The organism is Magnetospirillum gryphiswaldense MSR-1 v2 (assembly GCF_000513295.1).
GTDB classification, from domain to species: domain Bacteria; phylum Pseudomonadota; class Alphaproteobacteria; order Rhodospirillales; family Magnetospirillaceae; genus Magnetospirillum; species Magnetospirillum gryphiswaldense.
Window position 1 is genome coordinate 3,020,377 of sequence record NC_023065.1, and the last position, 14,483, is coordinate 3,034,859.

Genomic DNA, 14,483 nt, shown 5'->3' on the forward strand with positions numbered 1-14,483 from the left:
CAGGGACATCGGGGTTCCTGGCGTCACCATACGGAGGCATTTGGGGCATGAAGTCCTGTCTGATCGTCGATGATTCCAAGGTCATTCGCATGGTGGCCAAGAAGATCCTGCATGAGCTGACCTTTAGCACCGCCGAAGCCGAGGACGGCCAGCAGGCCTTGGATTACTGCAAGGTGCAGATGCCCGACGCGGTGCTGCTGGACTGGAACATGCCGGTGATGAACGGCATCGACTTCCTGCGCGAGTTGCGCAAACTGCCCGGCGGCGATCATCCGGTGGTGGTTTTCTGCACCACCGAAAACGACATCGAGCACATCCAGGAAGCCATCACCGCTGGCGCCAACGAGTACATCATGAAGCCTTTCGATAGCGAGATTCTTCAGGCGAAGTTCTCGCAGGTCGGTCTGCTGTAAGCCTGGGTCCGGCCACGAAAGGATTTAAGGTCGAATGACCATTGATGCCGCCACTGCCGCCAATTCCCCCGCCTCCGACAAGGTGCGGGTGATGCTTGTCGATGATTCGGCCGTGGTGCGCGGATTGGTCACCCGTATCTTGGAAGAAGACCCCGGTATCGCCGTCATCGCCTCGGTCGGCAACGGCCAGATGGCCGTCTCGGCCCTGGAACGCCAGGAAGTCGACGTCATCCTGCTCGACATCGAAATGCCGGTGATGGATGGCATGACCGCCTTGCCCAAGCTGTTGCAGGTGGACCCGGGTGTGCGCATCATCATGCAATCGACCCTGACCCTGAAGGGTGCCGACGTGTCCATGCGCGCACTCAACATGGGCGCCGCCGATTATATCCCCAAACCCACCGCCACCCGCGATCTGGCCGGCGGCATGGATTTCAAGGCCGAGTTGCTGGGCAAGGTCAAGGCCTTGGGGCAAGCCCGTCGCCGTGACCCTAATCGCAAGGCGCGGCCTGGCACCACCAGCACGACCCGCCCGACCCTGGCTCCGTCAGCGCCGCGCCCATCGGCACTAAGCCCCACCGCCCCCATCAAGTTGCGCACCCATACGCCGGAGCCGCCGGACGTCATCGCCATCGGCTCCTCCACCGGCGGTCCGCAGGCCTTGTTCAACCTGCTGGGCACCATGCGCGCCGGCACGGTCAAGCAGCCGATCCTGATCACCCAGCACATGCCGGCAACCTTCACCACCATCCTGGCCGAGCATATCAGCCGGGTCTCGGGTTGGGATGCCAAGGAAGGCCAGGACGGCGAAGTCATCAAACCCGGTCGCGTCTATGTGGCGCCCGGTGATTTTCACATGCTGGTGGAAACCAAGGGCGCCGACAAGATTTTGCGGCTGACCAAGGATGCTCCGGAAAATTTCTGCCGGCCCTCCGTCGATCCCATGCTGCGCAGCATTTCCGCCGCCTACGGCAAGCGGGTGTTGGTGGCGATCCTGACCGGAATGGGCTCGGACGGAGCCAAGGGGGGCGCGGTGGTGGTTCAGGCTGGGGGTACGGTGATCGCACAAGACGAGGCCACTTCGGTGGTGTGGGGTATGCCTGGGGCCGCCGCACAAGCGGGTATCTGTTCTGCGGTCATGCCACTGGGCGACATCGCCCCGTGGATGATCAAACTGGCGACAAGGCGCTAAGACCATGCGTCCCGAAGATTTCGATTTCATCGCCAAGATGCTGAAGGATCGGTCCGGTCTGGTGATCAGCCGCGACAAGGCCTATCTGCTGGAATCCCGCCTGACCCCGGTGGCGCGCAAGCGCGGCCTGAAGGGGCTGGACGATCTGGTGGCATCGTTGCGCACCGCCGGCGAGGAATTGCTGCGCGAAGTCACCGAAGCGATGACCACCAACGAGTCATTCTTCTTCCGCGACATCAAACCGTTCGACCAGTTCAAAGCCATGGTGCTGCCGCAATTGCTGGCCAACCGGGCGCAGAAGAAGTCGTTCCGCATCTGGTCGGCGGCGTCGTCCTCGGGTCAGGAAGCCTATTCCCTGGCCATGATCCTGAAGGAAGAAGGCGCCAAGCTGGCCGGCTGGAAGATCGAAATCGTCGGCACCGACATTTCCACCGAGATGCTGGAAAAGGCCAAAGCCGGTCTTTACTCGCAATTCGAGGTGCAGCGCGGCCTGCCGATCCAGTATCTGGTCAAGTACTTCAAGAAGACCAACGAGATGTGGCAGATCGATTCGTCGATCCGGGCCATGGTGCAGTTCCGTGAATACAATCTTTTGCACGATCTGAAGACGCTGGGCCAGTTCGACGTCGTCTTCTGTCGCAACGTCTTGATCTATTTCGATCAGCCGACCAAAAGCCGGGTGCTGGAAAACGTCGCCAAGATCATGCCCGACGACGGCCTGCTCTATCTGGGTGGCGCCGAGACCGTGCTGGGGATTTCCGACAAGTTCAAGCCGGTGCCCGAGCAGCGCGGCATCTATTCGGTAACCCGGGCGGGCGCCGCCGCACCGGCCATGGCATCGACCGCCGCCCCCAGCGCCGCCAGCAGCTTCGGCCTCAAGCGCTGAGGATCGCCGCCAGCCCCTGGCGATAGCTGGGATAGCGTAGGCGCACCCCCAGCTCCTGCTTGATGCGGTCGTTCCTGACCCGTTTGTTATCGGCGTAAAACGACAGGGCCATGGGCGACAAACTCGCCTGGGCCTGTTCCCATTCCACTTCCGGCGGTGGCTCCACTCCCAGCAAGGCGCAGGCATGGGTGATGACGTCCTGCGGCGGCGCACAATCATCATCGCAAAGATTATAGACACGTCCGGGATGGGGCCGTTCGATCGAGGCCAGCACCACCTGGGCGATGTCGTCCACATGGATACGGCTGAACACCTGATCGGGCTTGATGATGCGCCGCGCCCGTCCCTGGCGCACCGTGTCGATGGCCGATCGCCCCGGTCCATAGATGCCGGCCAGACGAAACACCTGTACCGGCAAACCACTGCCCTGCCACGCCTGCTCCGCCAAGACCCGCCGGCGCGAGCGGTCGAGATCGGGACGCAGCGGTGCATCCTCATCCACCCAATCGCCCTGGCAATCGCCATAAACCCCGGTGGTCGACAGATAGCCGACCCAAGCGGGCGCCAACTGGCGTAGCGCCACCCCGGCCATGTCCAGCACCGGATCGCCGTCATGATCGGGCGGCACCGACGACAGCACATGGGTGACCCCGTCCAAGGCCTGGGCCGGCAGCGGATGATCGCGGTCGAAGGCATGAATGGTGATACCGTCCAGTCCGTCGCCCTGGCCCGAACGGGTGGTGCCGCTGACCCGCCAGCCGCGATCCTGGGCAGCGCGGGCGATGACGCGGGCGGAAAAGCCCAAACCGAAGATGAACAGGTGCCGGTTCATACATGTCCTCTTGCAAAGGCCGTCAACAGCGCCACACTGGGGGCCACTCACCATAACACACGGGTTTCCATGCTGCGCCCCATCCTGTTCGTCGCTGTCCTCATACTGCCTTTCACCGCCGCCGCCGAAATCATCGACGGTCCGAAGGAGTATCAGGCCTGCCTGACCCTGGCCAAGAAGAACCCCGAGGCCGGTTGGGAAGAAGCCTTAGCCTGGCAATCCCTGGGCGGCGGCGAGGCCGCCCGCCATTGTGCCGCAGTGGCTCTGATCGGTTTGGGCAAGTATGGCGAGGCCGCCACCCGCCTGGAAACCCTGGCCAATGAAAGCGTGCGCGAAGACAGCGTGCGGGCGGAAATGCTGGCCCAGGCGGCTCAGTCGTGGATCTTGGAAGGCAACATTCCGCGCGCCGATTCGGCCCAGCGCGGTGCCTTGCTGCTGTCGCCGGGCAACCCCGACATCCTGTTGGACCACGCCGTGTTGCTGGCCCAGGTCCACCATTATGCCGAAGCTATCGACGTGCTGTCGAAAGTCCTGCGCACCCAACCCAACCGGGTCGAGGCCTTGACCCTGCGCGGCACCGCCTTTCGCTTCGTCGACAACATCCCCGGCGCCACCGACGACATCCACCAGGCGCTGAAGCTTGATCCCGACTATCCCGATGCCCTGCTGGAACGTGGCATCCTGGCCCGGTTGCAGGGCGACGACAAATCGGCCCGCGCCACCTGGCTGCGGACCATGGAACTGGCCCCCGAATCCGATGCCGCCGATTTGGCGCGCAAGAACCTGGAAATGCTGGACGTCAAGGTGAAGTGATGGAAAGTCGCCCTGCCTATGAAATCAATGCCGGCCAATGGGTGGTTGCCGAGGTGAACGGCATCCGCACCTTGTGCCTGAAAGCGGAACGCGTGGGCAAGGATCACGTCAACCACTTCCTGGTGCCGTTGGACCCGCTGGGCGACCGTCGGCACTTGCGGCTGCATTACCTGGACCCCGACTCCCCTCTGAGCCCCACCGATGGCTATCACCTGAGCTTCACCCCACAAGACAGCCCCGATGTGGAGCCCGGCGATGCCCTGAACGTCGATGGTGTTGTCTGGCTGAAACTGCTGGACCTGCCCAGCGCCCAACGCCTTTATTGCTATGTCAATATGGCCGACGGACAGGTCCGCCCACGCATGGAACGCCGCCAAAGCCGCCCCTTGCGCTGGCACGTGCAAACAATTTAATCAAAACCTATGTATTGTTGTTTGATGACACACTAGATCAGGTGATTTTTATTGATGACAGCGGGAATCCGCTTCTGTTAGCGTCATGATTGATTGGTGGCTTTGACGGAACATGTCGCTTTGTGCCTCAACCAAGCACCGCACTCCCTTGACGCAGACGCACCCGCCGTTTTGGTGCGGGGTTTGCGTCCCTCACCCGCCGATCATGCCAAGCCTTCCCGTTGTGGAAGGCTTTTTTGTTATGTGCCCTGTTTCCAACATCCTTGGGGGTAAACGGTATGGCCAAACGTCCGGCGCGTCATCACCCGCAATCCAAATCCAATTCCGTCATTGCCCTGTATCCGACCGACAATTCCTGGCACCCCCTTGGCGAGGACGAGGATGGGGAGGCCGGGCGCGACAAATCCTATATGCGTAAGGTGCGCCCGCAAAGCGAAGGCCAGAAGCAGCTGATGGAGGCCATCCGCACCCATAACCTGAGTGTTGCCCTGGGGCCGGCGGGGACAGGCAAGACCTTCCTGGCCATTTCGGCGGCGGTCGAGGCCTTCGACGAAGGCAAGGTGTCGCGCATCATCCTGTCGCGCCCGGCGGTGGAGGCCGGCGAATCCTTAGGCTTCCTGCCCGGCGACCTACAAGACAAGCTGGCCCCCTATCTGCGCCCGCTTTACGACGCCCTGTCCGATCGCCTGGGCGGCAAACGCCTGCGCGCCTGCATCGCCGACGGCACCATCGAAGTAGCGCCCATCGCCTATATGCGCGGTCGTACCCTCAACAACGCCTTCATCGTCATCGACGAGGCGCAGAACTGCACCTATGGCCAGATCAAAATGTTGCTGACCCGGCTGGGCTGGCACTCGACTATGGTGCTGACCGGTGACCCCGACCAAACCGATCTGCTGCCCGGCCTGTCCGGCTTGGCCGATATCGCCAACCGGTTGCGCAGCCTGCCCGACGTGGCGGTGGTGGATTTGGCCGAATCCGACATTGTCCGCCACCCTCTGGTCGCGTCAATGCTGACCGTCTTGTGAGCAAAGACATAACCAACTTTTCATTTTGCCCGGGCGGGGGCGTGATGGATAATTCTGTCCTCTATATCTAGTGGGACGAGGGGAAGTTTCATGGACGATATCGATTGCGCCGCCGAACGGATTGACGCCTTCAATGCCGTCGCCCTGCAGGCGGTGCTGGCGCGCACATCGGGGGCGCCGTCCTCCGGTATTTGCCGGGCTTGCGGCTGCGACATCGAACCCGAGCGGCTGCGGGCGACCCCGCATGCCCGCCACTGCAAGGAATGCGCCGCCGATATCGAAGCGGAAAACCGCCGTCACAACCGCTGCGGTCCTCGCTGAAGCGGACTTGACGCGGCACCACGGGCGGGCGAGATTCGGATGGCGCCGGTTTTCCCGGTGACATCCGGTCTTTAGGATTTGCCCATGCGCGAAAAGACCCCATGGCCATGGGTGGTGATCCTGTGGCTGTCCCTGCTCGCTCCCACTGGGGTGAATGCGGCGGACACGGTTATTCTGACCGCCGACCATTGGTGCCCGCATACCTGCGACCCAAGCAGCGGTCGATCGGGCTATATGATCGACATCGCGCGCGAAGCCTTTGCCCTGGCCGGGCTGAAGACCCAGTACCAGATACGACCCTGGGCCACCGGATTGAATGAAATTCGCGCCGGCTTGGCCGACGGCATCGTCGGCACCTTGCCGGGCGAAGCCCCCGATCTGCCGCGCAACCGGCTCCCCCTGGGGCGGCAATCCAATGCCTTCGCCGTCCGTGCCGATGATCCGTTCAACTTCATCGACATGACCTCCCTGGCCGGGCGGCGCATCGGCACGGTGAAGGATTACAGCTATTCCACCGACATCGACGCCTGGCTGGCGCAACACCCCCAGCAGGTCTTGGCCCAGGCCGGCAACCGCGCCGCCGAAACCAATCTGGGGCGGTTGCTGGACCGGCAGGTGGACCTGGTCTTGGACGACGAGGCGGTGCTGCGCGACACCATCATCCGTACCGGTCGCACCGGCAAGGTGCGCACCGCCGGGCGGTTGGCCGGCGGCAGCCTACACATTTCGTTCTCACTGGCCCGCCATCGCGGCAATTCCCTGGCCGATGCCCTGGATAACGGCATCATCGCCTTGCGGCGCAATGGCCGTCTGGCCGCCATCCTGGCCGGCTATGGCTTGGCCGACTGGGAATAGAAACGGGTCGGGCGCTGCGTAAGCGCCCGCTCGATTGCTTAAGACATCGAATGGGAAGAGAGTGGTGCCCCAGGCCTTCTCGGCTTTGGGTTCCTTTCCCACCACAGGCACCCTCTAGGCCCCTGATTCCAACGATTTCAAGAGTCTAGGTGTCTCCAGGTTCGATGTCCAGAGGCACCTTTGGTCTACCGTTTGGTCTACCGCTGACCGGCCCATGGCGGTGGCCCCAAAGCCACCCTGGGGCATTCCATGGGGACACCGGCAGCAGTCCCATAGGAGAAACTGCCGGTCATCTGTGGGGCCTGGTCGAGATGGTCGAAGGTCTGGAGGCCCCGCTATGGGGGACACTGCCAGACACCCCCAGGTGCGATATGGGGCTGAGATTTTGTCGTCGGAATATTCAGGGGGCCTGGCTGACCCTGGAGGTCACCGAGGGGCTCCCCATCGCTTCCTTTTCGGTCTCCCTGTCCACTTCCGTCCTGGGTGACGGGGTGCTGATCTTGTGGGAGGATTAATAGGGGGATGGACTTCTCATTCTCTCCTATAGAGCCTTCACCCCCCTATTTAATCCGAGAGGAAACCCATGGCTGCCCCAGAGTCAGCTTCAGCGTCAGTGCCAGGATCAGTACTAGTACCAGTACCACCAGTGTCATCTATCGCATTCGTGGAGAGGATGGAGAAGCACTGGGTGGAGACCCTGGGGAACGCTTCGAGTGACAAGCTCAGGGCCATCTGGGGGCAACTGGCGGAGGCGTTTGGTCAGGCCATCGGTGCCCATGGCACTGACGATGAGAGGACCTGGAGAGTCCTTCAGCCGCCTACGGGGACTGGGAAGACCCAAGGGTTGTGTGTCTATGCCGCCATGCTGGCTGAGGGGAATCTTAGGGTGGCCGATGGGAACAAGGTGGGGATGCTGGTGGTCACCCGGCTGATTGATCAGTGCAACGAGGTGGTCGAGAGCATCAATCACCATGCCGGTGCCAAGGTGGCCATCGCCAAACATTCAGAAGCGATGGTGTCGGCAGATGAGGTGGCTGGCTCAGACATCCTGGTGGTGACCCATCAGGCTTACGTCAACGCCGCTATCGGGCTTGCTGGGGATAGGGCAGATAAGTGGTCAGTACTGGTAGAATGGAACCATGGACGGAGGAAGCTGACCGTCATCGATGAGGCTTTGGCCAATATGGTCGAAGAGTACCAGATCACATCGTCGGCCATTTCGCAGGCCCTGGGGCATATCCCTGAGGAAATCAGAATGAGGTTCCCTGACCCAATCCTGTGTCTTAGGGAGGCCGATGAGATCTTCCAAAAGATGTCTGAGATGGTTGCAGCGAAACCAGAATATGCCATGACCATGACGAGGATGGTCTGGAAAGGCACCATGGCGATGCCACCGGAGTCCTCAATGGACGGTCTGAGGGCTGCTCTGTGGAACCATCCCTATGACCAGACAGTTCTGCAAGAGAACTCTTTGGCGACCCGGCATCGCTTCCGCGACAGGGTCGACGAAACGCTTCAGGGCCTTGAAGGGGTCATGGCTAACTGGGCGTATTACGCCAGCAAGGGTGACCGCCACACTCTAAACTGCGCAAGGCTCGCGATCCCTGATTCTTTACCAGGACCAGCAGTTCTGGATGCGACGGCTACCCAGAATTTCCTCTGGGAACTGTTCAGCCACAAAGCCAGGGTCTATGCCGTTCCCGCCGATGCCAGGGCTTACGGCAACGTCACTCTTCATGTCGCCCGATGTGATGGCATTGGCAAAACCAAGATGGAACAGCTTCACCAGAAAAGATTGCAAAGGCTGCTGGCCGATTTAGCGGCTCGGCTCGGTCAAGGCCGCCGCGTCTTCCTATGCTGCCATAAAAAAGTTGCACCTTACGCCAAAACATTTGAGCCCGAGTTTGCCAAGTACAGCGTAGGGCATTGGGGAGCCATCGACGGTCGGAACGATTGGAAGGACTGTGATGTAGTCGTTCTCTTTGGCCTTTCCTATCGTGATCAATTGACCTGGGCCAACAACGCCTTCATGGCATTTCAAGGTCGCCAGGAAGATGACTGGATCCAGAATCCCGTGTTCAAACAATACGACGATGTCCGCATCGAGATGCAGCGGAGGCAGATCGCTGTTTCGGTTATCCAAGCTTTAAATCGGGTCCAATGCCGGAAGGTGATCGACGAGGTTGGCAACTGCGCTCCTACCGATGCATTTATCCTTCTTCCCCGAGGAGCAGCCGGTGACAGCATTCTGGATTCGATCCAAGCTGACATGCCAGCGATCAAGGTCGCCGCATGGGATTTTGAGTTAGATCAGGAATGCTCAAGAGAACCGACGGTGCGCCGTGGCTCATCCCATGAAGCCATTCTGGCTCATATGGAAAGCAAAGAACGTGGGGAGTACCCTGTTACAGACATCAGGAATGAATTGGAGATCAGCTACGAGAAGTGGCGAGAAAACGTAGCTCCTTGCCTTCGTAATCCGGAGCATCCCCTAGCCAAAGGCTTGGTCGATCTTCAGGTTTCATATCTCCCTGGGCGAGGCCGAGGTGGCTCCAAACTGGTGAAGCAATGACCCCGGATCGCCGCCGTAAGCGCAAGGAGGACGTGAAGGGCCGGGCCGAAGAGCCGAACCCATTCTTCGGTCGCTGTCGGGTCATCGGCTGTCGCAACCCCACCAGAGCGGGAACCTCTGGCGGCTTAGACATGCGGTTCTGCCGATCTCATGCAGATCACCATCAGCGTCACGGCACTGCCTACAGGGGCAGTTATACGGCCAAGCAGATCAACCCATACCGCCGGGCAGCCTTGGCGTGGCTCAACGCCAATCTTGAGGATTTCTGGGTGAAGGACGCCATCCACCGTGTTCGCGGCCTCTACCAGAGCGCAGGGCCTCATGTGGAGGCCTTCAGGCTGCGCGGGATGTCACCGGAGGAACGCGCCAGGGCAGCTTGGGCACGGCTAAGGAAGCGTGATGTTGATCCGCTGCTAGTGATCGCCGCATGGTTGGCGGTCGAGATGGCGCTCCGAGAGGACCCTGAGGCTATCTCCACGGCCGAGTTCAAGAAGGTCCAAGCCGCCAAGATCATCCATAGGATGGCCTCAGGGACCCATAAGCGATGGGAGCGCGAGCTGCCTTCCCGGCCTGGATCAGGACAACCGCCGAGCATGGTCGTGGAGGAACTGCATGTGTACCCAGCGAGCCGTGGGAGGGTCTTGAGGCATATTGGGGTGGCCATGGAGGAGGCCGTAGAGTTGCTGGTCGATCATCAACTGGAGGTGAGGGAGTTCACCTTGAGACGGCGCAATGGTGGGTCATGACAGAATCATCTGCGCAAGAGAGTGGAGGTGGACTGGACGTAACCAGCATGGCCACCATCAGCGTCCTTCAGGTAACGGCCATCCATGCTGGCCGCGTACTGGCACTGGCCGATGTAGAATTGATCCTCGATGGCGTGTCCATCGTCATCCACGGCGTTCAGGTTCGCGCTGACGCTTCCAAGACCGAAATCACCCTGCCGAACTACCGAGCGCCAGATGGATCATGGCGAACCGCTGTCACATTGCCTGACGAAATTCGGGGCCCGATGGGTGACGCTGTGATTGCAGCGGCCATGGAGATTGGCTTGCTGATGGAGAAGGCGGCAGCCGGGTGACTTGACAAGCCGAATGGCAGCAGATGGCCCAACCCCGTCATCAGGCTTCTGATAGTTGCTGCGTCTCATCCCGGAGCGAAGACATTATCCTGCGGCTTCCACAGCCAGAAAAGCGAGGGGGCGAGGATCAACGGCGGAATCTCTGATCCACCGTTTGTACTGCATGTCCTCATTGAGAATGTGGTGAGTGAGCCATTGGATGACGAGGTTGGGAAGGTCGTCCGCCGCTGACTTGGTGCCACTTTGATAGGTTTCGGAAATCGCCCTCACCCTGGCTTGAAACTTGCGGTGTTTATGGTGATGTTCCGCGAGCTGCGTATAGCCGACCGCCTTCAGCGCCTTTTCCTCGCGAAGGAAATGCCCATCTACATACTCTTCTAGGATCATGAGAGTGCTGGTGATGATCATTCCCTGGTCCTGCTTCGCTGAAAGCGAATCGTAAAGCAGCCGAGCAATGTCAAAAAATGCCTTGTGGTCGGAGTCCAGCGTGTCATTGCCCACGGACATTTCAGGGGTCCAATCAGGAGTCGCGCTTTGAACGGTCTCGGCACCCATAGGCCCACCCCTAACATGGATTTTTGACACGGGTCATTCCTGCCGAGCCGTCAGGTTGTGGCTAACCATCCGTCCGTGATATGACCAATGTAACAAGAAAGCAACAAATGCCCTTAGAATGGGTTTGTCAAGGAAGGCTAACTGCATGGCCAGCGGCATTAGCGGAAGTGAGCGCAGCTTCCGCGATAATGAGATCATCGTCAGCAAGACGGACCTTCAGGGGAGAATGACCTATTGCAACGACGTTTTTATTCGCATCTCAGGATACGCGGAAGCCGAGTTGATCGGAAAACCACATAACATGATCCGGCATCCGGCTATGCCCCGATGCGTGTTCAAGCTTCTTTGGGACACCATTTCCCAGGGCAGGGAACTGTTCGCCTACGTGGTCAATCGCTGCAAAAACGGCGACTATTACTGGGTCTATGCTCATGTGACGGTCGATCTTGACGACAATGGCGACATGGTGGGCTACCACTCCAATCGTCGATCTCCAGATCGCAAAGCCATCAACGTCATTGAGCCGTTGTATGCCCGCCTTCTGGAAGAAGAAGGGCGGCATACCGACCGAAAGGCTGGGATTGATGCGGCGACCAATCTGCTGCTGTCCATTCTCGCTGAGAAGGGAGTGAGCTATGAGCAGTTTGTCTTCAGCCTCTAAGGCGCTGGCAGCAGTCGTCATCGCATTGGTGCTGATGGTGATCGTGATGGCTTGGGACATGGCAAGAGGAGCCTCCGGCCTTACTGCCTTGGTGCTGGCGGCATCCGTGATGTTGGTGCTGGCGGTGATGTGGCTACGACGGACCAATGCCAGCCTGGGCAAAGGTGTTGCGGTTCTGAGCCAAGCCGCTGAAGGTCGTCTCAGGGTTCGGGTGTTAGGCATCCGTGGCCATGGCACTATCGGCGAGCTGCTTCGAAATATAAATCGCGTGTTGGATCAGACCGAGGCATTCGCGAAAGAGGCGGATGCGGCAATGTACGCCGCCGCCGAAGGCCGCTTTTACCGCAATATCGTCGGTAAGGGGCTGCGAGGGGAGTTCATTCGCTACTCCCATGACGTGAACAAGACCCTGGGTGTCATGGGCGAAAGCAATGCTAAGCTGGGAATGTTCACCAGCCGCATGCTCAAAGACGCAGTGTCAATCTCGATGACCATCAACGAAGGTGCCATTGCCAACGCCAGTATCATCACCGGCATTCACAGCGCCCGTGATGAGGCGCAGGGCATGGCTGCGGCAACTGAGGAATTGGTGTCCAGCATCCAGGAGATCAGCCACCAAAGTGAAGGTGTTGCAGGGCTGTCCATGGAAGCCCACTCGGTTACCGAGGCTGGGCGGCAAGTCGTTTCGGAAGCCATGCTAGAATTTTCCACAATTGAAGCCGTTGTTCGCGAAGCCGCCCAGAAGGTTGCCGATTTGGCTAAGGCGTCAGAAGCCATTGGGGACATCCTGTCTTCCATTGAGGATATTGCGGCCCAGACCAACCTTCTCGCCTTGAACGCGACCATTGAGGCGGCCAGAGCTGGTGAAGCTGGAAAGGGGTTTGCTGTCGTAGCGAATGAGGTCAAGAACCTCGCCAATCAGACGGCACGGGCTACTCTCGACATTGGGGAGCGCATCAACACCCTTCGCCAGGAAATGGCAGGGATCGTCACCACGATGGGCCAAGGCACGGAAGCAATTGCCACAGGTCGCCATTCGATGGAGACCATGGATCGCCGTATGGGCGAGATTAGCGAACTCGTCAGCAACACGACCGAGCGTATGGCCGAGGTATCTCATATCCTGTCTCAGCAAGCCGCTGCGGCGAATGAAATATCTAGCGGCATCCAGAAGGTAGCCCATCTGGGGGAACAGAACGCTCAAGCCATCGAAAGAAGCACGAACGCTCTTTCAGGCGTTGAGGCCGAGATCGGCTCGCTGTTGACCCTGCTTAATGATCAAGAGATTCCCAACAAGATCGTCACAATCGCCAAGGCTGATCATGTTATCTGGAAAAAACGTCTTGTCGATATGGTCATCGGTAAGATCACGCTGAAGGCGGAAGAGCTTTCCAGTGAACAGACCTGTCGGCTTGGGAAATGGTATTTCGGCCCAGGTTCGATGCCGTTCCGGCAACACCCCGCCTTCATTGAGTTGGAAGGCTGTCACCGGGATGTTCATCAGACCGGCATGTCCGTGGTAAAGGCATTCAATGGCGGAAATGAAGAAGAAGCCATCCGTCTCATAGGCGAAGTTGGGGGCGCTTCTGAACGCGTGATTGCGTGTCTCGACCGCTTGATCAACGAACCTGCCCAGATAAGCAGTGGGGTCACAGGAAGGTTCTGAAGCTGACCTCCGGGTAGATTCGATAGATTTTAAGAGGGTCTCAGATGGTTCCTCCTCATCTGCCAGCCACTTCCCGGCCCATGTATTCGGCTGAGCGCCAAATGCACGAGCGGAGAGCAAAGGCGAAGCCTGAGGCAACGCTAGATACCTTGGTTGCAATGATCACCGACATGCGGGGTGAAATTTCATCGCTTCGCAGCGAAGTCGCGGCTCTCAAGCAACCTAGCGTGGCGGCCAATCCCCTCGTCGGGGAGCCTGTCACTGATAGCGGTGACGATGCGGCGGTGGTTCTTCTCAAGGCAGAATTACACGGCCTCGCGAAATGCATTGCAGAAACCAAGTTAGAGATTGCCGCCATCCGGCCTTCGGGGCCTGCGGGCAGCGATGATCACATAACCATCGTAGCCAACGAATTGGATGCAGTGGTTGCCGCGACCGAGGACGCCACCCAGTCCATTCTCGATTCGGTCGAGGCCGTGGATACCATGGCGCAGGAACTACGTTCCCACGTATCCAACGCCTATGCAGGCGGTATCCTCAACGACATTTCGGAAAAAATGACGGCGATATTGGAAGCCTGCAATTTCCAAGACATTACCGGCCAGAGAATCACCAAGGTGGTCAATACCCTCAAATATGTCGAGCAGCGCGTTAACGCTATGATCGCCATCTGGGGTGAAGAGGCCGCCGCTAATGACATCTCTTCGCCAAAGGAAGACCTTCGTGAAGGTGACGCCCGGCTTCTTAATGGCCCACAACTCGATGGCATCGGAATTAGTCAGAACGACATCGACGCGATGTTCGGCTAACTGGGGTTGGATTGGTGGTGATTATTCATCCGGTCACGCCCTGGAAATATGAATATGGTTTCGCTGAGGGTTTCCTCTACGCAATGTAACTTGAATTCGCCCATTTCATCCGTTATTCACCTCCGCAATCGGGAGGTAACGAAATGACCTGGGAAACAGGCTTCGTGACGCAGGTAGAGATTAAGCGGCTAGCAACTCAGGTTGTTGCCAACATCAGCGTGACAGCTTCGACGGACGATATTCTGCGCCTTTGCATCGGTATGGCGCTGGCCAAGGACCTTATGGACAGTGACCTCGTGAGCCTTTTGGCGGAAGTCGGCACTCGGCTCGGTCTTTCGTTGGTGGTTTAGTTTCGCGATGTACATTCTTAGCTGGCCGGAACTGGC

Annotated in this window: 17 protein-coding genes; 15 read left to right on the forward strand and 2 right to left on the reverse strand. The window is 59.3% G+C overall.

Annotated features, from left to right (window positions below; all coding sequences use genetic code 11):
• Positions 1-47: 47 nt before the first annotated feature.
• The 3 genes from MGMSRV2_RS14390 to MGMSRV2_RS14400 are packed head-to-tail and all read left to right on the forward strand — an operon-like array spanning position 48 to position 2,491.
• Complete coding sequence (locus MGMSRV2_RS14390; protein WP_024081085.1) at positions 48-413, forward strand: response regulator; 366 nt, start codon at positions 48-50, stop codon at positions 411-413.
• Positions 414-447: 34 nt separating this feature from the next.
• On the forward strand, positions 448-1,605 hold the full coding sequence (locus MGMSRV2_RS14395; protein ID WP_024081086.1) for a protein-glutamate methylesterase/protein-glutamine glutaminase: 1,158 nt from the start codon (positions 448-450) through the stop codon (positions 1,603-1,605).
• A gap of 4 nt (positions 1,606-1,609) precedes the next feature.
• Entirely contained in the window at positions 1,610-2,491 is an 882-nt protein-coding gene (locus MGMSRV2_RS14400) for a CheR family methyltransferase (RefSeq protein WP_024081087.1), read from the forward strand.
• Here MGMSRV2_RS14400 and MGMSRV2_RS14405 read toward each other — a convergent pair.
• Positions 2,481-3,323: an SDR family oxidoreductase gene (locus tag MGMSRV2_RS14405; RefSeq protein WP_024081088.1), complete on the reverse strand. Its 843-nt coding sequence runs from the start codon at positions 3,321-3,323 to the stop codon at positions 2,481-2,483. The genes MGMSRV2_RS14400 and MGMSRV2_RS14405 overlap by 11 nt on opposite strands.
• 69 nt (positions 3,324-3,392) lie before the next feature.
• Between MGMSRV2_RS14405 and MGMSRV2_RS14410 the strand changes: the two genes are divergently transcribed.
• The 8 genes from MGMSRV2_RS14410 (at position 3,393) to MGMSRV2_RS14450 (ending at position 10,406) form a co-directional block, all read left to right on the forward strand.
• The gene (locus MGMSRV2_RS14410) at positions 3,393-4,136 is read left to right on the forward strand and encodes a tetratricopeptide repeat protein (RefSeq protein ID WP_024081089.1); all 744 of its coding nucleotides are present in this window, start codon (positions 3,393-3,395) and stop codon (positions 4,134-4,136) included.
• Positions 4,136-4,549 (forward strand): hypothetical protein, encoded by a 414-nt coding sequence (locus MGMSRV2_RS14415; RefSeq protein ID WP_024081090.1) that lies wholly within the window; start codon positions 4,136-4,138, stop codon positions 4,547-4,549. Before MGMSRV2_RS14410 ends, MGMSRV2_RS14415 begins: the two co-directional genes overlap by 1 nt.
• A 278-nt stretch (positions 4,550-4,827) precedes the next feature.
• Positions 4,828-5,577 carry a PhoH family protein gene (locus MGMSRV2_RS14420; protein ID WP_024081091.1) on the forward strand — a complete coding sequence of 250 codons (750 nt, stop codon included), beginning with the start codon at positions 4,828-4,830 and terminating at the stop codon, positions 5,575-5,577.
• Between the two features lie 90 nt (positions 5,578-5,667).
• Positions 5,668-5,898 (forward strand): TraR/DksA family transcriptional regulator, encoded by a 231-nt coding sequence (locus tag MGMSRV2_RS14425; protein ID WP_024081092.1) that lies wholly within the window; start codon positions 5,668-5,670, stop codon positions 5,896-5,898.
• Between the two features lie 84 nt (positions 5,899-5,982).
• Positions 5,983-6,753, forward strand: coding sequence for a substrate-binding periplasmic protein (locus MGMSRV2_RS14430; protein ID WP_024081093.1), 771 nt, complete (start codon positions 5,983-5,985; stop codon positions 6,751-6,753).
• A gap of 673 nt (positions 6,754-7,426) precedes the next feature.
• Positions 7,427-9,325 (forward strand): DEAD/DEAH box helicase family protein, encoded by a 1,899-nt coding sequence (locus MGMSRV2_RS14440; RefSeq protein WP_041633653.1) that lies wholly within the window; start codon positions 7,427-7,429, stop codon positions 9,323-9,325.
• On the forward strand, positions 9,322-10,071 hold the full coding sequence (locus MGMSRV2_RS14445; protein WP_024081096.1) for a hypothetical protein: 750 nt from the start codon (positions 9,322-9,324) through the stop codon (positions 10,069-10,071). The genes MGMSRV2_RS14440 and MGMSRV2_RS14445 overlap by 4 nt, the downstream gene beginning before the upstream one ends.
• A gap of 47 nt (positions 10,072-10,118) precedes the next feature.
• Positions 10,119-10,406 carry a hypothetical protein gene (locus MGMSRV2_RS14450; RefSeq protein WP_041634567.1) on the forward strand — a complete coding sequence of 96 codons (288 nt, stop codon included), beginning with the start codon at positions 10,119-10,121 and terminating at the stop codon, positions 10,404-10,406.
• A gap of 84 nt (positions 10,407-10,490) precedes the next feature.
• On the opposite strand, the gene MGMSRV2_RS14455 is transcribed toward MGMSRV2_RS14450, so the two are convergent.
• Complete coding sequence (locus MGMSRV2_RS14455) at positions 10,491-10,961, reverse strand: bacteriohemerythrin (protein ID WP_024081097.1); 471 nt, start codon at positions 10,959-10,961, stop codon at positions 10,491-10,493.
• Between the two features lie 145 nt (positions 10,962-11,106).
• Here MGMSRV2_RS14455 and MGMSRV2_RS14460 point away from each other — a divergent pair, with 145 nt between their 5' ends.
• From MGMSRV2_RS14460 to MGMSRV2_RS14475, 4 genes are all read left to right on the forward strand, one after another.
• A complete protein-coding gene (locus MGMSRV2_RS14460; protein ID WP_024081098.1) occupies positions 11,107-11,622 on the forward strand; it encodes a PAS domain-containing protein in 516 nt (171 codons plus the stop codon).
• The gene (locus tag MGMSRV2_RS22225) at positions 11,597-13,288 is read left to right on the forward strand and encodes a methyl-accepting chemotaxis protein (protein WP_024081099.1); all 1,692 of its coding nucleotides are present in this window, start codon (positions 11,597-11,599) and stop codon (positions 13,286-13,288) included. The genes MGMSRV2_RS14460 and MGMSRV2_RS22225 overlap by 26 nt, the downstream gene beginning before the upstream one ends.
• A 158-nt stretch (positions 13,289-13,446) precedes the next feature.
• Positions 13,447-14,097 carry a protein phosphatase CheZ gene (locus tag MGMSRV2_RS14470; protein WP_158497776.1) on the forward strand — a complete coding sequence of 217 codons (651 nt, stop codon included), beginning with the start codon at positions 13,447-13,449 and terminating at the stop codon, positions 14,095-14,097.
• 143 nt (positions 14,098-14,240) lie between these two features.
• Positions 14,241-14,447: a hypothetical protein gene (locus MGMSRV2_RS14475; RefSeq protein WP_024081101.1), complete on the forward strand. Its 207-nt coding sequence runs from the start codon at positions 14,241-14,243 to the stop codon at positions 14,445-14,447.
• Positions 14,448-14,483: the final 36 nt, after the last annotated feature.